Source organism: Reyranella sp., assembly GCF_965249915.1.
Lineage (GTDB): Bacteria > Pseudomonadota > Alphaproteobacteria > Reyranellales > Reyranellaceae > Reyranella.
The window spans coordinates 4,770,698-4,796,297 of the sequence record NZ_OZ252257.1 but is presented as its reverse complement, the minus strand read 5'-3'; the positions used below and the strand labels follow the sequence as shown (position 1 = coordinate 4,796,297).

19 protein-coding genes are annotated in these 25,600 nt (G+C 67.5%); 11 read left to right on the top strand and 8 right to left on the bottom strand.

Annotated features, from left to right (window positions below; genetic code table 11):
* The first annotated feature begins 43 nt into the window (after positions 1–43).
* The 3 genes from ACP15H_RS23605 to dnaQ all read left to right on the top strand — a co-directional run bounded on the left by ACP15H_RS23605 (position 44) and on the right by dnaQ (position 2,633).
* On the top strand, positions 44–1,021 hold the full coding sequence (locus tag ACP15H_RS23605) for a quinone oxidoreductase family protein (protein ID WP_425068574.1): 978 nt from the start codon (positions 44–46) through the stop codon (positions 1,019–1,021).
* A 240-nt stretch (positions 1,022–1,261) separates the two neighbouring features.
* Positions 1,262–1,924, top strand: coding sequence for a dephospho-CoA kinase (gene coaE, locus ACP15H_RS23600; protein ID WP_425068573.1), 663 nt, complete (start codon positions 1,262–1,264; stop codon positions 1,922–1,924).
* Between the two features lie 25 nt (positions 1,925–1,949).
* Positions 1,950–2,633, top strand: a complete 684-nt coding sequence (dnaQ, locus tag ACP15H_RS23595) for a DNA polymerase III subunit epsilon (RefSeq protein ID WP_425068572.1) — start codon at positions 1,950–1,952, stop codon at positions 2,631–2,633.
* On the opposite strand, the gene secB is transcribed toward dnaQ, so the two are convergent.
* The gene (secB, locus tag ACP15H_RS23590; RefSeq protein ID WP_425068571.1) at positions 2,630–3,151 is read right to left on the bottom strand and encodes a protein-export chaperone SecB; all 522 of its coding nucleotides are present in this window, start codon (positions 3,149–3,151) and stop codon (positions 2,630–2,632) included. The genes dnaQ and secB overlap by 4 nt on opposite strands.
* Positions 3,152–3,312: 161 nt before the next feature.
* Here secB and ACP15H_RS23585 point away from each other — a divergent pair, with 161 nt between their 5' ends.
* Together ACP15H_RS23585 and gtdA are read left to right on the top strand one after the other, a co-directional pair.
* Entirely contained in the window at positions 3,313–4,128 is an 816-nt protein-coding gene (locus ACP15H_RS23585; protein WP_425068570.1) for a gamma-glutamyl-gamma-aminobutyrate hydrolase family protein, read from the top strand.
* A gap of 8 nt (positions 4,129–4,136) precedes the next feature.
* Entirely contained in the window at positions 4,137–5,195 is a 1,059-nt protein-coding gene (gtdA, locus tag ACP15H_RS23580) for a gentisate 1,2-dioxygenase (RefSeq protein ID WP_425068569.1), read from the top strand.
* Between the two features lie 108 nt (positions 5,196–5,303).
* Here gtdA and ACP15H_RS23575 read toward each other — a convergent pair whose 3' ends face one another.
* Positions 5,304–6,113: a LytTR family DNA-binding domain-containing protein gene (locus ACP15H_RS23575; RefSeq protein ID WP_425068568.1), complete on the bottom strand. Its 810-nt coding sequence runs from the start codon at positions 6,111–6,113 to the stop codon at positions 5,304–5,306.
* 119 nt (positions 6,114–6,232) lie between these two features.
* Here ACP15H_RS23575 and ACP15H_RS23570 point away from each other — a divergent pair, with 119 nt between their 5' ends.
* The gene (locus ACP15H_RS23570) at positions 6,233–7,723 is read left to right on the top strand and encodes an alpha/beta fold hydrolase (protein ID WP_425068567.1); all 1,491 of its coding nucleotides are present in this window, start codon (positions 6,233–6,235) and stop codon (positions 7,721–7,723) included.
* Between the two features lie 14 nt (positions 7,724–7,737).
* Here the strand turns inward: ACP15H_RS23570 and ACP15H_RS23565 are convergent, their stop codons facing one another.
* Genes ACP15H_RS23565 through ACP15H_RS23555 form a run of 3 tightly spaced genes read right to left on the bottom strand, consistent with a single transcriptional unit; the run spans position 7,738 to position 10,008 of the window.
* Positions 7,738–8,127, bottom strand: coding sequence for a hypothetical protein (locus ACP15H_RS23565; RefSeq protein ID WP_425068566.1), 390 nt, complete (start codon positions 8,125–8,127; stop codon positions 7,738–7,740).
* 9 nt (positions 8,128–8,136) lie between these two features.
* Complete coding sequence (locus ACP15H_RS23560) at positions 8,137–8,832, bottom strand: EI24 domain-containing protein (protein WP_425068565.1); 696 nt, start codon at positions 8,830–8,832, stop codon at positions 8,137–8,139.
* 24 nt (positions 8,833–8,856) lie between these two features.
* A complete protein-coding gene (locus tag ACP15H_RS23555) occupies positions 8,857–10,008 on the bottom strand; it encodes a CaiB/BaiF CoA transferase family protein (protein WP_425068564.1) in 1,152 nt (383 codons plus the stop codon).
* Between the two features lie 125 nt (positions 10,009–10,133).
* On the opposite strand from ACP15H_RS23555, the gene ACP15H_RS23550 reads away from it, so the two are divergent.
* From ACP15H_RS23550 to ACP15H_RS23540, 3 genes are all read left to right on the top strand, one after another.
* On the top strand, positions 10,134–11,810 hold the full coding sequence (locus tag ACP15H_RS23550) for a hypothetical protein (protein ID WP_425068563.1): 1,677 nt from the start codon (positions 10,134–10,136) through the stop codon (positions 11,808–11,810).
* A 78-nt stretch (positions 11,811–11,888) separates the two neighbouring features.
* Positions 11,889–12,779, top strand: coding sequence for an MBL fold metallo-hydrolase (locus ACP15H_RS23545; protein ID WP_425068562.1), 891 nt, complete (start codon positions 11,889–11,891; stop codon positions 12,777–12,779).
* Positions 12,780–12,956: 177 nt separating this feature from the next.
* Positions 12,957–13,730, top strand: coding sequence for an SDR family oxidoreductase (locus ACP15H_RS23540; protein ID WP_425068561.1), 774 nt, complete (start codon positions 12,957–12,959; stop codon positions 13,728–13,730).
* Between the two features lie 215 nt (positions 13,731–13,945).
* On the opposite strand, the gene ACP15H_RS23535 is transcribed toward ACP15H_RS23540, so the two are convergent.
* Positions 13,946–14,305, bottom strand: a complete 360-nt coding sequence (locus tag ACP15H_RS23535; protein WP_425068560.1) for a hypothetical protein — start codon at positions 14,303–14,305, stop codon at positions 13,946–13,948.
* A gap of 233 nt (positions 14,306–14,538) precedes the next feature.
* On the opposite strand from ACP15H_RS23535, the gene ACP15H_RS23530 reads away from it, so the two are divergent.
* Entirely contained in the window at positions 14,539–23,079 is an 8,541-nt protein-coding gene (locus ACP15H_RS23530) for a GH36-type glycosyl hydrolase domain-containing protein (protein ID WP_425068559.1), read from the top strand.
* A gap of 1 nt (position 23,080) precedes the next feature.
* Here ACP15H_RS23530 and ACP15H_RS23525 read toward each other — a convergent pair whose 3' ends face one another.
* Entirely contained in the window at positions 23,081–23,215 is a 135-nt protein-coding gene (locus ACP15H_RS23525; RefSeq protein WP_298307624.1) for a hypothetical protein, read from the bottom strand.
* Positions 23,216–23,317: 102 nt separating this feature from the next.
* Positions 23,318–23,557 (bottom strand): DUF3309 family protein, encoded by a 240-nt coding sequence (locus ACP15H_RS23520; RefSeq protein ID WP_425068558.1) that lies wholly within the window; start codon positions 23,555–23,557, stop codon positions 23,318–23,320.
* A 158-nt stretch (positions 23,558–23,715) separates the two neighbouring features.
* Between ACP15H_RS23520 and recQ the strand changes: the two genes are divergently transcribed.
* The gene (gene recQ / locus ACP15H_RS23515) at positions 23,716–25,536 is read left to right on the top strand and encodes a DNA helicase RecQ (RefSeq protein WP_425068557.1); all 1,821 of its coding nucleotides are present in this window, start codon (positions 23,716–23,718) and stop codon (positions 25,534–25,536) included.
* The last annotated feature ends 64 nt before the right edge of the window (positions 25,537–25,600 follow it).

Genomic DNA, 25,600 nt, shown 5'->3' with positions numbered 1-25,600 from the left:
AGGCGACGTTCCCCGGTCGCCGCTGCAAGGGGAGAAATTTCAGATGTCCAAGTCCATCCTGATTCACGAAAACGGCGGCCCGGAAAAGATGAAGTTCGAGGACGTCGAGGTCGGCAAGCCCGGTCCCGGCCAGGTCAAGATTCGTCACACGGCCATCGGCCTCAACTTCATCGACGTCTATACCCGCTCCGGCCTCTACCAGACGCCGCTGCCCAACGCGGTCGGCCGCGAGGCCGCCGGCGTCATCGTCGAGGTCGGTCCCCGGGTGAAGGGCTTCAAGAAGGGCGACCGAGTCGCTTACTGCGGCGTGCTGGGCGCCTACTGCCAGGAGCGCGTGATGGGCGTCGACCAGCTCGTGCAGGTGCCGAAGGGCGTGAGCGACGAGCAGGCCGCGGCGATCATGCTGAAGGGCATGACGACCGAGTATCTCGTCGACCGGACCGCCAAGGCCTGGCTGAAGAAGGGCGACACGATCCTGTTCCATGCCGCCGCCGGCGGTGTCGGGCTGCTGTTCGGCCAGTGGGCCAAGGCGCGCGGCTACAAGGTGATCGGCACGACGTCGTCGCCCGAGAAGGCCGCTCTCGCCAAGAAGAACGGCTACAAGTGGGTGATCGACTACACCAAGCAGGACATCGTGGCCGAGGTGAAGAAGATCACCAAGAACAAGGGCGTGCCCGTGGTGTTCGACGGCGTCGGCAAGGACACCTGGGCGGCTTCGCTCGACTGCCTGCAGCCGCGCGGCCTGATGGTCTCCTTCGGCAATGCCTCGGGTGCGGTCGCGCCGGTGCCGATCGGCGTCCTCAATGCCAAGGGCTCGCTCTACGTGACGCGCCCCAGCCTCGCCGCCTACACCGCCACCCGCGCCGACCTCGAGGCCAGCGCCCGGTCGCTGTTCAAGATGGTCAAGAGCGGCAAGGTGAAGATCTCGATCGACCAGCACTATCCGCTGGCCGAGGCTGCCCAGGCGCACGCGGACCTCGAGGGCCGCAAGACCACGGGCCAGACCGTCCTGGTCCCCTAAGCGTCTCTCCGATCAGGAACAGGGTCGCATCGGCCTTACAAAAATGGCCTCACCCTGAGGAGCGCTCCGCAAGGAGCGCGTCTCGAAGGGTGGGCACGAGCACCACTGTTGCCCATCCTTCGAGAGGCGCCGCTTCGCGGCGCTCCTCAGGATGAGGTAAGTGCTTGAATCGATTCAGTTCATTTCTGGCCAGCCTCTCAGGATGATGTGAGGGGGAAACGTGAAACGGAAAGACCCTGAATGGTCATCGTCGGACTGACCGGCTCGATCGGCATGGGCAAGTCGACCGCAGCGAAGATGCTGCGGGAGATGGGTGTCCCCGTGTACGACGCCGATGCCGCCGTGCACGCGCTTCAGGCGCCGGGTGGCGCGGCGCTGCCCGGTATCGAGGCGGCGTTTCCCGGCGTCGTGAAGGCGGGCGTGCTCGACCGTCAGGCGCTGGGCGCCCGCGTCTTCGGCAACAAGGAAGCGCTGCGTCGCCTGGAGGCGATCGTGCATCCGCTCGTCCACCGCAGGCAGCGCGCCTTCCTGCGGCGCGCCGCGCTTGCCGGCGAGAAGCTGGTGGTGCTCGACATCCCGCTGCTGTTCGAGGGGATGGGAGAGCGTCGCGTCGATGCCACGCTCGTCGTGAGCGCGCCTTCCTTCCTGCAGCGTCGCCGCGTCATGGCGCGGCCCGGCATGACGGTGGAGAAGTTCGAGGGCATCCTGCGTCAGCAGGTGCCGGACGCGCTGAAGCGGCGCAAGGCCAGCATCGTGATCCCGACCGGCATGGGCCTCGCGCCGACACGTGCCGCCCTGGGCGAGGCGGTGGCCGAGCTGCGCGGCCTGCGCGGACAGTTCTGGCCGCCCAATCCGTGGCGCGAGAAATTCACAGCCCGGCTCGCGCGCGCGCGTCGCAAGTAGGCGCGCATCGGGCTACAAGATCGGGATGCGTGAAGTCGTCCTCGATACCGAGACCACCGGCCTCGATCCGCTCTCCGGCAACCGCATTGTCGAGATCGGCTGCATCGAGCTGGTGAACCTGGTGGCCACCGGCCGCTCGCTGCAACTCTATCTGAATCCCGAGATGCCGATGCCGGCCGGGGCGCAGGAAGTGCACGGCCTCTCCGACGAATTCCTGGCCGACAAGCCGCTGTTTGCCGACAAGGTCGACGAGCTGCTCGAATTCCTGGGTGACGCCCAGCTCGTCATCCACAACGCGCAGTTCGACCTGGGCTTCCTGAACGCCGAACTCGCGCGCGTCGGCAAGCCCAAGCTCACGAACGATTACATCGACACCGTAACGATGGCGCGCCGCAAGTTTCCCGGCCAGCGCGCCAGCCTCGACTCGCTGTGCGATCGATTCGGCATCGACAACACCAAGCGCACCAAGCACGGCGCGCTGCTCGATTCGGAGCTTCTGGCGGAAGTCTATCTGGAGCTGAGCGGCGGCCGGCAGCGCGATCTCGGGCTGGCGCCGGAGATGGTCGCAACCGGTGTGCAGGGCCTCATGGACCAGAGCCGGCCCATCCGGCCGCCCCGGCCGCATGCGGCAAGCCCTGCCGAGCTCGCCGCACATGTCGAGTTCCTGAAGAAGATCAGCGATCCTCTCTGGCTGAAGGTCGACGCCTAGGCGTGACCGACCGGGCCGGCGGGGACGCCCGGCATCTGGCCGCCATTGGCCTCGAGCTGCTGGCGATAGAGCGCCACGAAGTCGACCGGTGCGATGTTGAGAGGCGGGAAGCCGGCCTCGCGCGTGGCGTTGGCCACGATGGCGCGGGCGAACGGGAAGATCAGGCGCGGCGTCTCGATGAACAGCATCGGGCCGAAAGCCTCCTGCGGAATCTCGCCCAGGGTCACGGTGCCGGCATAGACCAGCTCGAGCATGAACAGCGGCTCTTTCTCCGGCGTATGCGCGGAGGCCTCGATCGTCAGCGACACTTCGAAGGTCTTGGCGTCGAACTGACGATTGGCCACCTGCACGTTCAGGGTGAGCTGCGGCTGCGTCTGCTCGATCAGGCTCTGCGGCGCGCGCGGATTTTCGAAGCTGAAATCCTTGATGTACTGGCCGTGCATCGTGAGGGGGGCGGCGGGGCCTGCCTGGCCGGTCGTGCCGGCGGGCGGGGCGGACGGCGGAGGGGTGGTCGTCATGGCGCTCTTCCAATCGTCTTTGGACAAAAGTTTGCTGCGGCGCGGCGGTACCATGCAGGGCTGCACTGCACAAGCAGCGGGCAGACTCCGGCGTCGGGCAATTGCCAAGGTGCGGGGCACCGGCGAAAATGAGGCTCCGTTATTTGCATCCTCCGGCACCCATGACCCGCTCCTCTCCGCGCCCGCTGATCGGTGTTTCCGCCTGCCTCAAGGAGAACGGTCGCGGCGGCTGGCATCACACCGTCGGCGAGAAGTACGTCCAGGCGGCGATCCGCGCCGTCGGCGGCCTGCCGGTCCTGATCCCCGCCATCGGGCCGGAATTCGGGGACGAGCCCGGCTTCATCGAGGCGATGGACCGGCTGCTCGACAGTCTCGATGGCGTGCTGCTGACCGGCAGCCCGTCCAATGTGGAACCGCATCATTATGGCAAGGAGAGCCGCGAGGGCACGCTGCACGACCCCGCCCGCGATTCCACCACGCTGCCGCTGATCCGGCACACGATCGACCGCGGCGTGCCGCTGTTCGCGATCTGCCGCGGGCTGCAGGAGGTCAATGTCGCGCTGGGGGGATCGCTGCATCAGCACGTGCATGAGGTCGAGGGACGGCGCGATCACCGCTCGCCCAAGTCGCCGGATATGGACGTGAACTATGCGCCGGCCCACGACATCGACATCGCCGAAGGCGGCCTGCTGCAGAACCTGCTGGGCGAGCGTCGGGTGACGGTGAACTCGCTGCATGGCCAGGGCGTCGACGTGTTGGCGCCGCGCGCGCGGGTCGAGGCGACCTGCTGCGAAGACGGTCAGGTCGAGGCGCTGAGCGTACCCGACGCGCCGGGCTTCGTGTTGGCGCTGCAATGGCACCCCGAATACAAGGCGCTCGAGAACCCGGTCTCGATGAAGCTGTTCGATGCCTTTGCCGCGGCCTGCCGGGCGCGCATGACGGCGCGGGCCGCACCGATGCTGCGCGCCGCCGAGTAGGATCGGCCGTGTCCGCGCCGACCCTGTCAGCATCGACCACGGGCAACAACGCACGACGCGACTTCTACGAGCGCATCGGCGGGCTTTCGATGGCGCCGCTCTGGGAGTCGTTGCACCAGCTCGTGCCGCCGAGCCCCGCGCCGAAGTACCAGGCCGCGCACTGGGACTACGACAAGGTCCGCCCGTTCCTGATGGAATCGGGTTCGCTCATCACCGCCAAGGAAGCGGTGCGCAGGGTGCTGATCCTCGAGAACCCGGCCATGACGGGCAGCGCCTGCATCACGCCGACCCTCTATGCCGGCCTGCAGCTGATCCTTCCGGGTGAAGTCGCGCCGAGTCACCGCCACACCCAGTCGGCCTTGCGCTTCATCGTCGAAGGCGAGGGCGCCTATACCGCGGTCGACGGCGAGCGCACGATCATGCACGAGGGCGACTTCGTCATCACGCCGACCTGGACCTGGCACGATCACGGCAACGATTCGTCGAAGCCGATGGTGTGGCTGGACGGGCTCGACATCCCGCTGGTCGCAATGTTCAACGCAGGCTTCGCCGAAACCGGCGAGACCGACGAGCAGGTGGTGACGACGCCGCAGGGCACCTCCGACGCGAAGTATGCGAGCGGTCTCCTGCCGGTCGACTGGAAGCCGGCGAAGCAGACCTCGCCGATCTTCAACTATCCCTATGCGCGCACGCGCGAGGCGCTGCAGGGGCTGGTCAGGGCCGGCGCGCCCGATCCCTGCCACGGCTACAAGCTGCGCTACGTCAATCCGGCGAATGGCGGCGCGCCGATCGCCACGATGGGTACCTTCATGCAGTTGCTGCCGAAGGGCTTCGCGACCGCACCCTATCGCAGCACCGACGGCACGGTGTTCTCGGTGGTCGAGGGCGAGGGTGAGAGCCGGATCGGCGATCGGGTGATGCGCTGGAAGAAGCGCGACCATTTCGTCGTGCCGAGCTGGGCCCGGGTCGAGCATCGCGCCGACAGCGACGCGGTCCTGTTCTCCTTCTCCGACCGTCCGATCCAGGAAAAGCTCGACCTGTGGCGCGAGGATCGCGGCGGGAAGTAACGGTCGTCTTGAGCGCAGCGAAGGACCTGACGGAGCGGCCGAAGGACTCCTTGGCTAATGTTAGATCCTTCGCTTCGCTCAGGATGACACGAGAGGGGCTCGCTTTCGTCAGACCTCCAGCCAGCCCGCTTCCCTGACGCTGTCGCGGTAGGTCTTGCTGACCGGGACCTGCAGGCCGTTGCGCAGGATCAGGACGAGCCGCCCCGCCGTCCGGTCGACCGAGGCGACGGCGCCTTCGGCCACCCACCAGGAACGATGAACCTGCCGCCCCCGGTCGGGCCCCAGCTCGGCCAGCGCATCGCGCAGACGCATCAAGACCAGGTCGCTGCCGAGGGCGGTGTGGATGCGGAGATAATGGTCCTCCATCTCCAGCGCGATCAGATCGCGGCCCAGCGCGGGCGGAATGCGGCGCAGGAAGTCGGGTGCGGCGGCCGGGGCTGAGTCGGCCTCCGGGAGGGAAGGCGGCTGCGGCAGGGCGGCGACCCGGGCACGCTCGGCATCGGCGGCCGCGCGCAGGCGCTGCTCGACGAACAGGCCGAACACCACCGCGATGGCCGCCGTGAGCAGGGCGTTCTCGGGGAAGATGTACGGGGCGGCCCGGAGCGGGATCGGGCGGCCGAGCCACGATTGTACGACGATGACCTCGAAGGTGCTGGGGATCGCCGCCAGCACCCCGACCAGGGCCATGCGCCTGGCCACCGGCCAGCGGTCGATGGGCTCGATGCGTCCGAACCACGCCGCCAGGGTCACGATCTGCAGCCAGCTCAGCCCGCCGATGATGGCGAAGTAAGCGATCCGCCGGCCGAGGTCGATATGCTCGTAGGTGCCGAAGGGGCCGGTCACGCCCAGGACGACGGCGAGCCCGAGGACCGCCGGCAACTGGTACGGCAACGACCGGACATAGGGCGATTCGCGCATCGTGAACGGATGAATGACGGCAGATCGCGAAAAACGCCAGCATTTCCACGAAGCGACGATGGAGCCGGACCGGCAGGGCGCGGAAGGTGAGGGCAACGCCGCCTTCCCCGGGGTCCTCAATGTCGTCACTTTTCGAAACCGTACTCCAGATCGTCAGGAACACCCCGCTCTGGGTGTGGCCGCTGATGGCGCTCGTGGTCTGGCTGGGGGTGCTCGGGCTGCGGACCCGGACCCTGCCGCTGTGGCGGCTGGCGGTGCTGCCGGCCGTCGGACTCGTCCTGTCTTTCGTCGGACTGGGTCAGGCCGTTCAGCCGGCGCTGGCCGGGGTCGCCTGGCTGGCGGCCTTGGCGGTCGCGCTGCCGCTGGGCGGCCTGCTGGGCCGCCGCCGCCCCGTGCGGCGCCTCGAGGATGGCCGGCTGGAGATCGCCGGCGGCTGGTTCATGCTGGTCTTCGGCATCGGAATCTTCGCCGCGCGCTATGCGCTGGGCGTCGTCTTCGGCATGGCGCCTGCGCTCCGGGCCGAGCCTGCCTGGATCGCCGTGGCGGGTGGCGTTGGCGGGTTCGTGGCCGGCCTCGGCCTGGGCTGGCTGGGCGGTGTCGGCGGCCGGTCCAGCCGCTGGATCCGGCGGCTCCGGTGGGCGCCCGCGATCTTCCTGCTGACCGTGGCGGCGGGCCTCGGCGGTGTCATTGCCTTCAACAGCCCCGGTGAATTGCCGCGCCTGCTCGCAGGCGATTCCCTGCCGGGCATGTCGACCTGGAACATGGCCGAGCTTCCTCCCGTGCAGCGCGTGATGGCGCGCGACGGGGCGCCCCTGGCCTACCGTGTCTATCCGGCCCGGCCCGACCGCGCCGTCGTGCTGGTCCACGGCTCGTCGAGCGCCAGCATCTCGATGCACAAGACCGCGCAGGCGCTGCAGGCGGCGGGGGCCACGGTCTATTCGATCAGCCTGCGCGGCCATGGCGGCAGCGGCACGGCCATCGGCGACACGTCGTATCGCACCCAGCTCGACGACGACCTCATGGATTTCCTCAAGGCGACCGGCCTCACCGATCCGAAGATCCAGCGGACCTTGATCGGCTTCTCGTCCGGCGGTGGCTTCGTGCTGCGCGCGGCCAGCGGCGCCAACCGGCAGGCCTTCGATGCCTACCTCGCGATCTCGCCCTACATCGCGCAGGACGCACCCACCACGCGACCGGACTCCGGCGGCTGGGCGAGCGTGGCGGTGCCGCGCGTGATCGCCCTCACGGTCCTCGATGGCTTCGGCCTGCCCTGGTTCCAGGGGCTGCCGGTCGTGCGCTTCGCCACCGCTTCGGGGCCGAGCGAGAACCGCACGCCGGCCTATTCCTTCCGGCTGGCTGCGGCGCTTCAGCTCAGCCGTGACTGGCGGCGCGAGATTGCGCGCATCGACCGGCCGACGATCGTCGCGGTCGGCGCGAACGACGAATTGTTCCGGGCCGAGCAGTACGCTCCCCTGCTCAACGAGCTCAATCCTCGGATTTCCGTAGAAGTCGTGCCCGGTCTCGGCCATCTCGACATGATTGCCCGGGAGCGGGCCTGCACAGCGATCGCCGCGCTTTGGCGGCGGCTGTCAGGAGAAAGCGGGACCTGAGCCGGGCCGCGACGTCAGGCGACGCGCTTCTTCTGCGCCGCGATGGAGCCGGCGCACTGGTCCGGCGGCAACGGCCGCAGCTGGGTATCGTAGGCGTCGGCGAACTCGGCCTTAAAAGGCTGGCCGTCGCGCTGGTACATCGAGATGAAGAGGGTGCAGGCGTCCGACTTGTAGCGCAGCACCCGGGCCGTTCCGTCCTTGCGGTCGAGCTGCGGTGCGCCGAACAAGGCGACCAGCTGGGCCTCGTCGAGACCCTTGATGCGATCCGCAGGGATCGGCGAACCGGCGTTGCGCGAACTGAAAACGCCCTTTTCCCCGGCGCCCAGTGAATATTCCTGGGTGCCGCCCGTCTGGCAGCCACCCAGCAGAAGGATGGCCGCGAGTGCCCCAAATGCAGATCTCATAAATTTACTTTAACGCGGCCCGGTCGGTCGGTTAAGGGGCGGCTTCAGAGTCTGGGCGATGTGCACCATCGTCGCCATGCCGAGCACCGGGACGATCAGATTGAGGATCGGGACGGTGCCCAGGAACACGATTCCGATGCCCGTCAGCCAGAGTGTGCCGGTATTGGCCTTGCGCCAGGCCTTGACCTCGGCCGGGTCGCGGCGGCGAAGCGCCACCTGCTCGTAGTATTCGCGGCCCGTCAGCAAGCCGTTGACGCCATAGAAAAGGACGGCGCCCAGACCGGCGACGAAAAGCGCCACCACATAGAAGGGCAGCATCACCAGGTTGATCGCCACGAGGGTGAACAGGAACAGGATACCCGACCAGAGCCCGGTCCAGAGCGGAATGCCGCGGGCCGGGCCGAGCTGCGGATAGTGCTTCGCTTCGACGATGTCGGCGATCCGCTCCATGAAGACCGAAATGACGATGCCGAAGCTCGCCGGGAACAGCATCAGCGCCAGGACCGCCACGGCGCCGCCGCCCAGCCAGCGGATGGTCTCGTTCACCCACGACCACTGAAAGGTCGCAAGCGATTGCAGCCCCCACCAGGCCAGCACGCCCAGTGCGATCTGCAGCACCAGCGACAGCGCCAGCGACTGCCAGACGATGCTGCGCAGCTTGGGATCGCCAAGCTGCTGCACCGCAAGTTCGAAGGCACGGATCATGGGTGGCCCTTCAGCAGTGTGACGTCAGGCCTGCGGGCCGACGACGCCGGCGGCCTTCAGTTCGCCGATCTCCTTGGCCGAGAAGCCGCGCTCGGACAGGATCTCGTCGGTGTGCTGGCCGCGCTTGGCTGCCGGACCCTTCACGCTTTCCTTGGTGCGCGAGAAGCGCGGCGCGGCGGCCGGCTGCGCGAAGCCGGCCACGTCGACATAGGCGTTGCGCGCCTTGGCGTGCGGGTGGTGCGGGGCTTCCTTCATGCTCAGCACCGGCGCGAAGCAGATGTCCGTGCCTTCCATGATCGCGCACCATTCGTCGCGTGTCCTGGTCTTGAAGATGGTGCTCAGCCGGTCCTTGAGCTGGCCCCAGGCCTTGCGATCCATCTGCGCCGGCAAGGGCTCGTCCTTCAGGCCGGTCTTCTCGAGCAGCAGCGCGTAGAACTGCGGCTCGATCGAGCCGATCGAGACATGCTTGCCGTCCTTGGTCTCGTAGGTGCCGTAGAAGTGCGCGCCGCCATCGAGCATGTTGCCCTCGCGCTGGTCGCTCCACAGGCCGGCGCCGGCCATGCCGTAGATGCCGCCCAATAGCAGCGCGGCACCGTCGACCATGGCGGCGTCGACCACCTGGCCCTTGCCGGAGCGCTGGGCTTCGAGCAGGCCGCACACCATGCCGAAGGCCAGCAGCATGCCGCCGCCGCCGAAATCGCCCACCAGGTTGAGCGGCGGCACCGGCTTGTCCTTGCCGCCGATCGCATGCAGCGCGCCGGTCAGCGCGATGTAGTTGATGTCGTGGCCGGCGGCCTTGGCGAGCGGGCCGTCCTGGCCCCAGCCGGTCATGCGGCCGTAAACGAGCTTGGAGTTGCGCGCGAGGCAGATGTCGGGCCCGAGGCCCAGCCGCTCGGCGACACCGGGACGGAACGGCTCGGTCATGCCGTCGGCCTTTTCGATCAGGCGCAGCACGACTTCGACGCCCGCCTTGCTCTGCAGGTCGACCGAGACCGAACGACGGCTCCGGTTGTGAACGGCGAACTTCGGATCGGCCAGCCGGTCCATGACATGCGCCTTGGTACGATCGACCCGGATCACGTCGGCGCCCATGTCGCCCAGCATCATCGAGCACATCGGGCCCGGACCGATACCGGCCAGCTCTACGATCGTCAGTCCAGTGAGCGGACCCGCCATGATTTCCTCCTGCAGAATGAGCGTTCTTCTGTCGAACGGCGATGGTAGCCGAAGGGTTCGGCGTTACAAAACCCGTCACGCGGTCTAAAGTCCGCGCCGCGAGTGGGACGGTCGGAGGAAACGGGATGGGGTTGGGCCGCATTGTCGCGTCGGCGGTGATTGCGTTCGGCATGACCGGTGGCGCGTTGGCGCAGCAGGCCGAAGCGCCGCCGCCCAAGGAGTATAACCAGGAATTCCTGGTGCCGGGCTCGTGGTTCCATGGCGTGCATGGGCTTGCCTTCAACAAGGACGACCAGCTCTTCGCCGGCTCGGTCATCGGCCAGACGCTGTATCGCGTCCAGGTCGACTCGGGCGAGGTCGACCGCGTGATCGATCCGCCGACCGGCATGGCCGACGACATCGCCTTCGCCGAGGACGGGACCATGGCCTGGACGGCGTTCCTGATCGGCAAGGTCTATGTGCGCAAGCCCAACGGCAAGACCATCGAGGTCGCCCAGGGGCTGAGCGGTCCCAATTCGCTTGCGTTCGGCAAGGATGGGCGACTGTTCGTGTCCGAGGTCTTCCTCGGCGACGCGCTCTACGAGATCGACATCAAGAACGTCGACAAGCCCGACTTCAAGCCGCTGGCGCGCAACGAACTGCGCCGCATCGCCGAGAAGCTGGGCGGCCTCAACGGCTTCGAAGTCCACAAGGACGACGGCTTCCTCTACGGCCCTCTGTGGTTCAAGGGCGAGATCGTGAAGGTGAATCTCGAGACCGGCGCCACCGAAGTGATCGCCTCGGGCTTCAAGACTCCGGCCGCCGCGAACATCGATCCGCAGAACCGCGACAACCTCTACGTCGTCGATACCGGCACGGGCGGCATCTGGAGCGTGAGCCTGACCAGCAAGGCCAAGAAGCTGGTGGCCTCGATGAAGCCCGGCCTCGACAATCTCGCCTTCGATTCGCGCGGCCGGCTGTTCGTGACCTCGATGACCGACAACGGCGTCTACCTGGTCGACAAGCAGACGGGCGCGCATCGCACCATCGTCGAAGGCAAGCTCGCCGTTCCGTCCGACCTCGCGGTGACCAGCGAAGGCGGCAAGGACACGGTGCACGTGGCCGACGTGTTCAGCTACCGCACCGTCGACGGCGCCGATGGCGCGGTGAAAGACGTACTGCGCGTGCATGGCGAGACGCACGCCTATCCGATCGGCATCTCGGTCGGGCCGAAGAACGTGCTGCTCTCGAGCTGGTTCTCCAACACCGTCGAGAAGGTCGACCGCAAGACCGGCAAGCTCGTGGCGACGCTGGGCGACTTCGCCGCCCCAATCGATGCGGTGGAGTTCGCCGACGGCACGATGTACGTGGCCGAACTGGCGAGCGGCAACCTCGTGAAGGTCAGCGCCGACGGCAAGGAGCGCAGCACCGTGATGAAGGAGCTGCGCGGTCCCGTCGCCATGGTCCACGGGCCCGGCCCGCTGATCTACGTCACCGAGATCTCGGCCGGCGCCGTCACCGAGATCAACGTCACCGCGGGGACACGCAAGGTGGTGGCCGACAATCTCACCGGCCCCGAGGGCATCGACCTCGGTCCGGACGGGCGGCTGTACGTCGCCGAGGTCGGCCAGAAGCGCGTCGTCGCCATCGATCCCGCGACCGGCGCGAAGACGGTGATCGCGTCGAACCTCGATATCGGCCTGGCGCCGTTCCCCGGCGGACCGCCGGCGCTGGTGCCGACGGGCGTCGCGGTCGGACGCACGGGCGTCGTCTATGTCAGCGCCGACATCCGCAACTCGCTCTACAAACTCACTCCTCCTTGATTGGAGCGCGCCACTCCAGTGGCGTTCATGATTCAAGAGAAGAGCGCCACTGGAGTGGCGCGCTCCGATGAGGCTGAAATGGCCGGCATTCCGTTCATCAGGGACTTCAAGTTCGACTACGGCACGGCGATGGAAGTGACGCCGCTGATCCGACGGGTCGTCGCCAACAATCCCAACCCCTTCACCTTCAAGGGCACCGGCACCTACATCATCGGCCATGGCAACGTGGCGGTCGTCGATCCCGGCCCGGATCAGCAGGAGCATATCGACGCCGTGCTGCGCGCATTGCGCGGCGAGACGGTGACGCACATCCTGGTGACGCACACCCATATCGATCACGTGCCGGCCACGCCCGCGCTGGCCAAGGCGACCGGGGCCAAGGTCTACAGCTACGGCCCGCACCCGACGCCGGAAGGCGTGACGACGGAGCAGGCGGGCGATTTTTCCTTCGCGCCCGACATCAAGCTGAACGATGGCGACGTGATCGAGGGCGACGGCTGGAACGTCGAGGCGGTCTATACGCCGGGCCACATCTCCAACCATCTCTGCTTCGCGGTGAAGGAAGACAAGGCGCTGCTCACGGGCGATCATGTGATGGGGTGGTCGACGGCGGTGATCTCGCCGCCCGACGGCAACATGGCCGACTACTTCAATTCGCTGCGCAAGCTGCTGCCGCGCGACGAGAGCCTCTACATTCCGACGCACGGCGCGGAGATCCGCGATCCCAATCCGTTCGTGCAGGCCTATATCGAGCATCGGCTGGGGCGCGAGGCGCAGATCATCGCCCGTCTCAAGGACGGGCCGCAGACCGTCCCGCAGATGGTCGCCAAGAACTACGCCGACACGCCGGTCCACCTCCATCCCGCGGCCGGCCGCTCGATGCTGGCCCATCTCGTCCAGATGGTGAAGGACGGACGGGTCAAGACCGAGGACGGACGGGCCACCATCGACAGTGTCTACCGGCTCTGACAGGCCGTCAAAGAAGCCGAGTCCTGCCCAATAAACGAAACAAACGAAATAAACGAATCAAACGAAGCGAGAGTCGCACCCCCTTGACGCAGGTATCCTGGTACCGCTGGCGGGTCGATCTTTTCCGCCGGCACCTGCAAAAAACCATTTCAACAGCCTGCCAAGGGGGAACGACCAATGGACCTGAAGCTTTCCGGCAAGACCGTGCTGATCACCGGCGGCAGCCGCGGCATCGGCTTCGCCTGCGCCATGGGGTTCGCGGCCGAGGGCTGCACCGTGCACATCGCCTCGCGGTCGAAGGAGTCTCTGGAAGCGGCGCGCGAAAAGATCCGCGCCCGCCACAACGTGCCGGTCGAGATCCATCCCGCCGACTTCTCCAACGGCGATACCGCGCGCCGCGTCGTCGAGGCGGTCGGCCATGCCGACATCCTGGTGAACAATGCCGGCGCCATCCCGCAGGGTGACATCTTCGGCATGACCGAGCCCAAGTGGCGCGAAGCCTGGGACCTCAAGGTGTTCGGCTACATCAACGCCACGCGCGCCATGCTGGAGAAGATGTACGCGCGCAAGGCGGGCGTCGTCGTGAACGTGATCGGCCTGGCCGGCGAGAGCTTCAACTACGACTATGTCGCCGGCACGATGGGCAATGCCGGTATCATGGCCTTCACCCGCGCGGTGGGCTCGAAGAGCGTCGATCACGGCGTGCGCGTGGTGGGAATCAATCCGCCGGCGACCCGCACCGACCGTATGCTGACGCGGTTGCGCGAACAGGCCGAAAAGAAGTTCGGCGATCCCGAGCGTTGGGCGGAGCTGACGAAGCACATGCCGTTCGGCCGCGCCGCCGAGCCCGACGAGGTCGCCGACCTCGCCGTTTTCCTCGCCTCCGACCGCGCCAGCTACATCAGCGGCGTGGTCATGACCCTCGACGGCGGCCAGGCCGCTCGTCATTAGACCGGAATGAAGTCGGATCGATTCAGCCGGGCAAGATCCGAATCACAGTAAATCCGTCGTCTCGACCGGAGCGCCCCCTCGGAAGCCCTCGGGGCAGGCTCCGGCGCGCAGTGGAGAGATCTTCTCTCGACCAAAAGCCGGCAAATCGTGGAGAGAAGGTCTCTTCACTCCGCCTCGCTGCGCTCGGCTACGGTCGAGACGACGGGATCATATGCTTAATAGACCTGCTTCATCACCTGGGCGGCGAAGCCGTCGACGGCCGACTTCTTCTGCGCTTCGCTCAGCTTGCTGTCGGCCGCGACGGCCGGGCAGTAGGCGGTGACCAGATAGTTCACCACCTCGGCGCTCTCGACGCCGGGATAGCGGATGCGGAGATCCGCGGTCACCGAGGCGATCGCGTTCAGGGTGTCGGGGCTTGCGAGTTGCTTGCCGACCGCGGCCATCTGGGCGGGAGTCTCCTTCAGGATACCGGGCTTGGCCATCGGCTGCGGCTTGGGGCAGTCGAGTGCCCAGGCGGGAAGGGCTGCCGAGGTGGCGAGGACGGCAGCGGCGGCCAGGGTGGCAAGGCGAAGCATTGATCGGTCTCCCGTGATGATGTCCGGAAAAGCGATAGCAAAACCGGAATCAATAGTCGCCCGGAACTGCAAACGGCCGGGCGCATTCACACTCTCACTGCGATTCGTCGCCGCCCGTCATCTGCTGTAGAATACAACCTCGTAGCGACCCCCGCCGAGCGAGGGGCGCTTCATGAGCGTGCAAAACGCCTTTTTGCGTTGTATGCGCGCCTTTGCCGGAAAGGCCGACATCCTTGAAATTGTTCGCGTGGCGCGCCTTCGGGCGCGCGCGACCCGCTGCTATTCGGGAAGACGAAGACGCCATCCGCAGCGAACTGTTCGGCATCGAGCGGCTGGAGCAACACGCCCAAAGCCTGGCGGCCAGTCAACCCGTCCATGCCGCGCTGACCGCCGGCAAGTCGCTCGTTGTCCGCCTGCGCGACAATGAGGGCGTGCTGCTGGAGGCCTACCGTTCGATTGCGGCGGCCGTCGATGCCGGCCGGACGGTGACGCCCGCCGCCGAATGGCTCCTCGATAATTTTCATCTCGTGGAGCAGCAGGTCCGGGAGGTCCGCACCGACCTTCCCGCCGGTTACTATCGCCAGCTTCCCAAGCTCAGCGAAGGACCGCTGGCAGGGTATCCGAGGGTATTCGGGCTGGCCTGGGCCTTCGTGGCCCACACGGACAGCCGCTTCGATCCCGAGACGCTCGCCCGCTTCGTGCGCGCCTACCAGACCGTCCAGCCGCTCTCCATCGGCGAGCTGTGGGCCGTCGCCATCACGCTCCGCATCGTCCTGATCGAGAACCTGCGGCGTTCGGCCAGCCGTATCGTCAACCGGCGCACCGAGCGCGAACAGGCCGACCTGGTCGCCGATCGCCTGCTGGGCGTGAAGGATCATCAGGCCGATCCCGCGGCCCTCGAGCCGTACGATCGGGAGGGCTTTTCCGAAGGCTTCGCCGTCCAGCTCGTCCATCGCCTGCGCGACCAGGATCCTGACACCACCCCGGCGGTCGGCTGGCTCGAGAAGCGCCTGGCGCGCGAGGGCACGAGTGCCGACGAGCTGGTGCGGCGCGAGCATCAGTTGCAGGGCGCGACCAACGTCACGGTCCGCAATATCATCACGAGCATGCGCCTGGTCTCCGACGTCGATTGGGCGAAGCTCTTCGAGGAGGTGAGTCCGGTCGATGACGTGCTGCGCACCGGCGGCGTCTTCGTCGACATGGATTTCGCGGGCCGTAACCTCTATCGCACCGCCATCGAGCAGATTGCCCGTGGTACGGCGCTCGACGAACCGGAGATCGCCCGGCGCGCTCTGGCCGTGGCGGCGGACTGCGCCGTCGACGACGCTGGAGACGCGCGGCGGCGCGAGCCGGGCTACCATCTCATCGGCAGCGGCCGCCGGGCGTTCGAGCGGTCGGTCGGCTTCCGCACCAGGGGATTGACCGTGCGGCGGCGGCTCGTGCGAACCGGCCTCGCGGGGTATGTCGGCGCCGTTGCCGTCACGGCCGCTATCGTACTCCTGCTGCCGCTGATCGGCCTGTCGCTGCTCGGACTTCATGGCCCGCTGCTGCTCGGGATGGCCGCTGCGGGTCTGTTGCCCGCCGTCGATGCCGCACTCCTGGTGGTCAACCGGCTGATCACCGGAGGCTTCGGCGCCACGCTGCTGCCCAGCCTCGAACTGCGCGACGGCGTGCCGGCGCATCTGCGGACGGTCGTGGCGATTCCAACCCTGCTGACGACGCCGGCGGCGATCGAGGAGCTGATCGAGAGCCTCGAGGTCCACCATCTCTCCAATCCGGCCGGTGCGATTCATTTCGCCCTGCTGTCGGACTGGACGGACGCACCCGCCGAATCGATGCCGGAGGATGCGGCTTTGCTTGCGACCGCGGTCGACGGGATCGCGCGTCTCAATCGCCGCTATCCGGCGGAACAGGGCGTCGATCGGTTCTTTCTGCTTCATCGCCGGCGCGGGTGGAACGAGGCGCAGGGGGCCTGGATCGGCTGGGAGCGCAAGCGCGGCAAGCTGCACGAGTTCAACCATCTGCTGCGCGGCTCGACGGGCACGACCTTCGTCGCCGTGCCGGCCGCCGAGCGGGTGCTGCCCGCGGATGTGCGCTACGTCGTGACCCTCGATTCCGATACGCGTCTGCCGCGCGACGCGATCGTTCGCCTGGTCGGCAAGATGGCCCATCCGCTGAACCGGCCGCGCTTCGACGCGGCCCGGCACCGCGTGGTCGAGGGCTATGGCGTGCTGCAGCCGCGCGTCACGCCCTCGCTGCCGGTCGGCACCGAGGGCTCGCGCTTCCAACGCGTCTTCTCCAACAACAGCGGCATCGATCCCTACGCTTCCGCCGTGTCGGACGTCTATCAGGACCTGTTCGGAGAGGGTTCCTATTCGGGCAAGGGCATCTACGACATCGATGCCTTCGAGGCGTCTCTGCAGGGCCGCGTTCCCGACAGCATGATGCTGAGCCACGATCTCTTCGAAGGGACCTTCGCGCGCTCGGGCCTCGCCTCCGACATCGAGGTCATCGAGGAGTTCCCCGCGCGGTACGACGTGGCGGCGGCGCGCCAGCATCGCTGGGCGAGGGGCGACTGGCAGCTCCTGCCGTGGATGCTGGGGGTCGTGAAATCGACGGGACCCGGTGCGCGGACGGCGTTCCTGCCTGCCATCGGCTTCTGGAAAATGTTCGACAATCTGCGTCGCACGCTGTCGGCGCCGGCGGCGGTCCTCTCGCTACTGGCGGGCTGGACGTTGCCCCTCGGCGCCGCGCTGGTCTGGACGGGCTTCGTGCTGCTGGTCATCGCGCTGCCCACGCTTCTGCCGGCGATCGCGGCCTTGTTCCCGCGACATGCGAAGATCACGACCCGCAGTCATCTCGATGCGCTGTGGAGCGACGTCGTTTCCGCGGTTTTGCAGACGGGCCTGCTCTTCGTGTTCCTGGGTCACCATGCCTGGCTGATGGCCGACGCGATCGGCCGGACCTTGTTCCGGCTCGTGGTCAGCCATCGTCGTCTCCTCGAATGGATCACCGCCGCCCAATCCAAGCAGAGCTTACGGGCCGGGTGGCCTGGCCTCTATGGCAAGATGGCGGGAAGCGTCGTGGTCGCGGTCGTCGCCGCTTGCGTGGTCTGGCTGGCCGGCGGCGCGGCGATGCCGGTCGCCGCCCCGTTCGTGCTGGCCTGGCTGCTGGCGCCCGCGGTCGCCGACTGGGTGAGCCGTCCGCCGCGCGATGCCGGCAGCCTGCGGGTCAAGCCCGCCGAGGCGGCCTCGCTGCGCCTCATTGCGCGCCAGACCTGGCGCTTCTTCGAGACGTTCGTCACCGAGGCGGACAACATGCTGCCGCCGGACAACTTCCAGGAGGCGCCGACGGCCGTCGTGGCGCACCGCACGTCGCCGACCAATCTCGGTCTGCTGCTCCTCTCGACGGCCGCTGCCCGCGAGTTCGGCTGGATCGGCACCGCCGAGGCGGTGGAGCGTCTCGAAGCCACCCTCGCGACGATGGAGAGGCTGCAACGGTTTCGCGGACACTTCTTCAACTGGTACGACACGAGTGATCTGCGCCCCCTCGATCCGCGCTACGTCTCGACGGTGGACAGCGGCAACCTCGCCGGACACCTGATCGCGCTTGCCAACGCCTGTGGCGCCTGGCGCATGCGAGGCTCCGCGCCGCCCGACGGCGCGCGCGGCGCGTCCGACAGTCTCGCGCTTGCCCGCGAGGCTCTGTCGGCGCTGTCCGACGATCGCCGCACCCATCTCGTCACCCGGCCCGAACTCGTTCGGGCGTTCGACGGGCTGGCGGCGGCCCTGTCCGGGGCACCGGTCCGCCTCGAAGCGGCACTGGCGATGGCGGAAACCGCCGTCGACCTCGCGCGCACGCTCACGAGCGAGCGTGCCGATCCGGAGAGCGCCGACATGCTGTTCTGGATCGAGGCGGCTCATCGCACGATCGCCAGCCATCATCGCGACGCCCTGACCGACGGCATGGCGGACGATCTGCACCGTCGATTGCTCACGGTCGAGACATCCGCGCGGGCCATGGCGAGCGCCATGGAGTTCGACTTCCTGTTCGATGAGCGCCGCCGACTGCTGTCGATCGGCTTCCTGGTCGCCGAAGACCGGCTCGACGTCAATTGCTACGACCTTCTTGCCTCCGAAGCGCGGCTGGCGAGCTTCGTCGCCATCGCGGCGGGCGATATCCCGGCGCGACACTGGTTCCGGCTGGGTCGCGAGGTAACGCCGGTCGCCCACAGCGCGGCGCTGGTCTCGTGGTCGGGATCGATGTTCGAATATCTGATGCCGTCGCTGGTGATGCGTGCGCCCCTCGGCAGCCTGCTCGAGAAGACCAACCGTCTCATCGTCCGCCGGCAGATTCAGTACGCGACCGACCTCGGTCTCCCGTGGGGGATATCGGAATCGGCCTACAATGCCCGCGACAAGGATTTCACCTATCAGTACTCGAATTTCGGCGTGCCGGGACTAGGCTTCAAGCGTGGCCTGAGCGAGAACCTCGTCATTGCGCCCTATGCGACCGGCCTGGCCGCCATGGTCGATCCCGCGGCGGCGGCGGCCAATTTCGAGCGGCTTGCCACCATCGGAGCGCGCGGTCGCTACGGCTTCTACGAGGCACTCGACTTCACGCCGTCGCGCCTGCCGGACGGCGACGCGCGCGCGATCGTGCTTGCCTACATGGCCCATCACCAGGGCATGACGGTGGTGGCCATTGCCAACGCCTTGCTCGACGGTGTGATGCGGTCACGCTTCCATGCCGAGCCGGGCGTCCAGGCGACGGAGCTGTTCCTGCAGGAGCGCGCGCCGCGCGATGTCGCGGTCGCCCATCCGCGCGCCGAGGAAGTCGGCGCCAGCGCGCTGGCAAAGGACGTCGAGCCGGCGCTGGTGCGTCGCCTGCGCAACCCGCACGCCGCCAGCCCCTCGGTTCATCTCCTGTCGAACGGACGCTATTCGGTCATGCTGACGGCGGCAGGCTCCGGCTACAGCCAATGGGGGACCCAGGCGGTGACCCGGTGGCGCGAGGACACGACGCGCGACGATTGGGGGAGCTACATCTTCCTGCGCGACGTCGAGACCGGTGCAGTCTGGTCGGCCACGCCTCAACCGTGCCGCCAGCGCCCCGATCGATACGAAGTGATGTTCGCCGAGGATCGCGCCGAGTTCGTGCGCCACGATGGCACGCTGGTCACCAGCCTCGACGTGGTCGTCTCTCCGGAAGACGACGCGGACGTCAGGCGCGTGACGTTGACCAATGTCGGCAGGCTGCCGCGGACCATCGAGCTGACGTCTTACGCCGAAATCGTCTTGGCGCCGCGCGGCGCGGATGCGGCGCACCAGGCCTTCTCCAAGATGTTCGTGCACACCGAATTTCTGCCGGCCTCCGGCGCCCTGCTGGCCACGCGACGACGTCGCGGGCCGGGCGAGCCCGAACTGTGGGCGGCCCAACTGGCGGTGGTGGAAGGCGTGGCCGTGGGCGAGATCGAGGTCGAGACGGACCGCGCCCGTTTCATCGGTCGCGGCAACGAGATCGGCGACGCGATCGCGGTAACCGACGGTCGCCGGCTCTCCGGCACGGTGGGGTCGGTCCTCGATCCGGTATTCGCCCTGCGCCGGCGCCTGCAGGTACCCGCGGGCGGCGTCGCGCGGATCGCCTTCTGGACAGTCGTCGCATCGACACGCGAAGCGTTGCTCGATGCGATCGACCGTCACCTCGACGTCAATGCCTTCACGCGCGCCACCACGCTCGCCTGGACCCAGGCTCAGGTTCAGCTTCGCCATCTCGACATCGATGCGGTCGAGGCGAGCTACTTCCAGCGCCTGGCGGGACACGTGCTCTACGCCAATCCGGCGCTGCGTTCCTCGCCCGACGCGATACGGCGCGGCCTCGCGGCGCCGCCGATCCTGTGGTCGCAGGGCATCTCCGGCGATCTGCCGATCGTGCTGGTGCGCGTCGAGGAGATCGAGGACACGGGCATCGTGCGCGAACTCCTGCGTGCACGCGAATACTGGCAGCTCAAGGGTCTGTCGGTCGATCTCGTGATCCTGAACGAGCGCAGCACTTCCTATGTGCAGGATCTCCAGTCCATGCTCGAGACGCTGGTTCGCGCCAGCCGCGCCCGGACCCATCTCGGGGTCGAGAACCTACCGGGCGCCGTCTTCGTCCTGCGCACCGATCTGATTTCCGCCGAGACCAGGGCGCTCCTGATTGCTCTGGCCCGCGTGGTGCTGCGGGGTGGACGTGGCAGCCTGTCGGACCAGCTCGACCGGCTCCAGTCACCGCGCGGCGTGGCGCCGCCGTTGCGTCGTGTCATTGCCGCGGATGCCGGCTCGAAGCGAGTGCCGCCGCAGCCTGTGGCCCTGGCTGCGCTGCAGTTCTTCAACGGACTGGGCGGTTTCTCGCCCAACGGCCGGGAGTACGTCACCGTCCTCGGCCCCGGCCAGTCGACACCGGCACCGTGGATCAATGTGATCTCGAATGAGTCGTTCGGCTTTCAGGTGGCGGCCGACGGCGGTGGCTACACCTGGTCGCAAAACAGCCGCGACAACCAGCTCACGCCCTGGTCCAACGATCCGGTCGTCGACCGGCCGGGCGAGGCTTTCTATGTGCGCGACCTCGACAGCGGCGAGTTGTGGACGCCGACGGCGCAGCCGGTGCGGCTCGAGCAGGCGACCTACATCGTCCGGCATGGCCGCGGCTATAGCCGGTTCGAGCTGGTGGCCAACGGCATCGCGCTCGATCTGCTGCAATACGTTCCCCTGGGCGATTCCCTCAAGATATCGCGGCTCACCATCCGCAACATCTCCGACCGTCCGCGCCGGCTCTCGGTCACCGCCTATGTCGAATGGGTCCTGGGCCTTGCCCGCGGCGCCTCTGGCCCGACGGTCGTCACGGAGCGGGACGGCGAGACCGGTGCAATCTTCGCGCGCAACAGATGGAATCTCCATCATGGCGGTCGGGTCGCATTTGCCGATCTCGCGGGGCGCCAGACCGCCTGGACGGGCGATCGCGGCGAATTCATCGGCCGCAACGGCAGGATGGACCATCCCGCCGCGCTCAGCGCCGATCTGCCGCTGTCGCAGCGCCTCGGCGCGGGCCTCGATCCCTGCACCGCCTTGCAGACCACTGTCGACCTGAAGCCGGGTGGCGTCCACGAAGTCGTCTGCTTCCTCGGGCAGGCGGCCGATGAGGCCGAGGCGCGGACGCTGATCGCGCGGTACAGGGCTGCCGATCTGGCCGCCGTGCATCGCGAGGCGGTGGACTTCTGGGACGGTGTCCTGGGCACCGTGCAGGTGAAGACGCCCGATCCCGCGACCGACATCCTGTTGAACGGCTGGCTGCTCTATCAGTCGCTGGCGTGCCGCTACTGGGCGCGGTCGGCCTTCTATCAGGCGAGCGGCGCCTATGGCTTCCGCGACCAGCTCCAGGACGCGATGTCGCTGTCGGTGCCGATGCCCGCGCTGGCGCGCGCCCATATCCTGCGCGCGGCGTCGCGGCAGTTCGTAGAGGGCGATGTCCAGCATTGGTGGTTTCCGATCGCCGGCCAGGGTGTGCGCACGCGCATCTCGGATGATCGTGCGTGGCTCGCCACCGTTGCCGCGCACTATGTCGAGACGACCGGCGATGCGGCGATCCTCGACGAGCGCGTTTCCTTCCTCGACGGGCCGGCGCTGCGCGAGGGCGAACACGATCTCTACTTCCAGCCCGGCGAGGCCGACGAGACCGCGTCGCTGTTCGAGCATTGCGCGCGCGGTCTCGATCTCAGCCTGGCCACCGGCACGCACGGCCTGCCGCTGATCGGCACCGGCGACTGGAACGACGGCATGAACCGGGTGGGCGAGGCGGGGCGGGGCGAGAGTGTCTGGCTGGGCTGGTTCCTGTATGCGGCCCTCCGCGCCTTCGCGCCGATCGCCGAGAGCCGTGGCGAGGTGCGTCGGGCGACCGCCTGGATCGCACACGCCGCAGCGCTGAAGGCTGCACTCGACCGCGAGGCGTGGGACGGTGCCTGGTATCGCCGCGGCTACTACGACGACGGCACGCCCCTGGGCTCGGCCGCGAGCGAAGAGTGCCGCATCGATTCCATCGCCCAGTCGTGGGCCGCGATCTCGGGCGCGGCCGACCCGGCGCGGGCTGTTCAGGCCATGGAGTCGCTGGACAGGATGCTCGTGCATCGCGGCGACCGGTTGGCGCTGCTGTTCACGCCGCCCTTCGACAAGACTCCCCTCGATCCCGGATACATCAAGGGTTACCCGCCCGGCATCCGCGAGAATGGCGGGCAGTACACGCATGCAGCGGCTTGGTCGATCATGGGGTTTGCGGCACTGGGCCAGGGCGACAAGGCCCACGAGCTTTTCGCGCTGATCAACCCGATCAATCATGCCGCGACCCGCGCCGGCGTGTTGCGCTACAAGGTCGAGCCCTATGTCGTGGCAGCCGACGTCTATTCGGTGGCGCCGCATGTCGGGCGCGGCGGATGGACCTGGTACACCGGCTCCGCCGGCTGGCTCTATCGCGCCGGGATCGAGTCGATCCTCGGCCTCAAGGTGAAGGGCGACCGGTTCGAGGTCGCGCCCTGCCTGCCGGCAGCGTGGCCGGGCTTCGAGATGACTCTTACTCTGCGGGGATCTGTCTACGAGATCGAGGTGCGCAATCCCGCGGGCGTCAGCGGGGGTGTCGTCGCCGTCGAGCTGGACGGCGCGACGCAGCCGGTGGTGGACGGCAAGGCGGTGATCCGCCTGAGCGACGAGGTCGCCCGGCGGACCGTCGTGGTGACTCTGGGCTGAGCTACTTGCGCTTGGCGGGAGCGGCCGGCTTGACCGCTGAGGCGATCGAGGATGCAAAGGTCGGCGCGACGACCTTGGCCTTGTCCTGCTTGGGCTTCTTCGTCTCGCGGTTGCCGCGGCGATGTTTCATGGACATGGGGTTGGTTTCCTGGCGTCGAGGCGGAGAAAATCTCCGCATCGTCGGGCCATTGGGTTCACTCTACGCGCATTGCCGTGCGAAGTACGATTTATGGACCGGCTAGGGGAGGGCCTGGACCTGCGCGACGACAGCCTGTGTGCGTGGGGACGGCGCACGGTCCGATGTGGCCGACAGAGAATGCGGCACGGCGCGCTCGCCGATCGTGAAGGCAGCCACCAGAAAAAGCAGCCCACCTGCGACGGTGCTCGGCCCGTAACCCCAACGAGCGCTGTGCCGCCAGCACGGAAAGATCGCGATGCCCGCGGCCGCCAACAGCACGGCGAGGCTCAATCCCAGCATTTGTATCCCCTATCGTTGGCGGATGAACGAGCACGGAGAGTGCGGGTTCCGCCTTGAGATGGTCTTTTTTCGATACGGGCTCGGCGGCTGAGCCATCCCTCAGCGACGGCATTCCACATGGTCGCAGGCGGGCGTGCAGGGGTAGGTTGCCGGCAACAATGAACGATCCCCTCTCGAACGCCCGAGCGCTGCTGCAGTCTGTCTTCGGATTCGGCGCTTTCCGTCCCGGCCAGGAGGAAATCGTGCGTGCCGTGCTGGCCGGCGAGAATGTGCTGGCCGTGATGCCCACCGGCAGCGGCAAGTCGCTCTGCTTTCAGCTCCCCGCGATCGCCCGGCCCGGCCTCACCCTGGTCGTCTCGCCTCTGATCGCGCTGATGCGCGACCAGGTCCAGGCGCTGACCGCCGCGGGGGTCGCAGCCGGCAGCCTGAACTCCAGCAACGAGCCGGCCGAGAATGCGCGGGTCATGGGCCTGCTGCGCCGCGGCGAACTGCGCCTGCTGTACGTGGCGCCGGAGCGGCTGGCGCGGCCCGACACGGTCGAGATGCTGGCCGACGCGAAGGTCACGATGATGGCCATCGACGAGGCGCACTGCGTCTCGCAATGGGGGCACGACTTCCGGCCCGAATATCTGACGCTGGGCAATCTGGCGCGCCAGATCGGCGGGCGTCTGCAGACGCTGGCTTTCACCGCCACCGCCGACGCACCGACACGCGGCGACATCGTCGAGAAGCTGTTCGCCACCGAGCCGCGCGTTTTCGTGCGAAGCTTCGACCGTCCCAACCTCAAGCTCGCCTTCAGGCCCAAGGAACGTTCGACGCGCCAGGTCCTGTCCTTCGTGCAGGCACATCCGGGCGAGAGCGGCATCGTCTACTGCTCGTCCCGCCGCAAGGTCGAGGAACTGGCCGAGACGCTCAAGGCTGCGGGCATCAACGCGCGGCCCTATCACGCCGGCCTCGAAAAGTCTGTGCGCGATGCCAACCAGGATGCGTTCCAGCAGGAAGACGGGCTGGTGATGACCGCCACCGTCGCCTTCGGCATGGGCATCGACAAGCCCGACGTGCGCTTCGTCTGCCACGCCGACCTGCCGTCGAACGTCGAGGCCTACTACCAGGAAATCGGTCGTGCCGGCCGCGATGGGCTGCCGGCCGACACGCTGACGCTCTACGGACTTGGCGACATGCAGCTCCGCCGCCTGCAGATCGAGCAAAGCGATTCCTCCGATGAGCGAAAGCGAATCGAACGCCAGCGACTGGGTGCGCTGCTGGCACTGGCCGAGGCACCGCGTTGCCGACGCCAGACGCTGCTCGCCTATTTCGGCGAGGCCTCGGAAATCTGCGGCAACTGCGATCTCTGCCAGGAAGGCGTCGAGCTGTTCGATGCAACGATCGATGCTCAGAAGGCGATGTCGGCGATCGTGCGTACCGGTGAGCGCTTCGGCATGGAGCATCTCGTCGCCATCCTCACCGGCGAACTCACCGACAACGTGGCCAAGTTCAAGCATGACGGGCTGCCGACCTTCGGGGTCGGCAAGAACCGCAAGGCTGCGGACTGGCGCTCCATCTTCCGCCAGCTCTCGGCGATCGGGCTGATTGCCCAGGACCTGATGGAACACGGCCGCTGGTGGGTGACCGACGAGGGCTGGGCCGTCCTGAAGGGCAAGCAGAAGGTCGAGCTGCGCAAGATCGTGTCGTCGCCGACGTCCAAGGGAGAGCGTCGCGACAAGCGTGCCACGGTGTCGCCGATCGTGAGTGACGCCGACAGCGAGTTGCTCGACTCGCTCCGCTCGCTACGGACCAGGTTGGCGCGCGCGCAGAACGTTCCGGCCTACGTCGTTTTTTCCGACCGCACCCTGGTCGAACTCGCCACCCACAGGCCCACGACGGCGGCGGCGATGCGCGAAATACACGGAATCGGCGACGCCAAGCTGGAGCGTTACGGTGCCGAATTCCTCGCCATCATCGAGCCTCGCGCCCCCTGAACAGGGCCTGTTTCGGAACTTTTTCCGCCTCCCCTACGTTTTGCAGATCGCGCTGTCCCGGGCC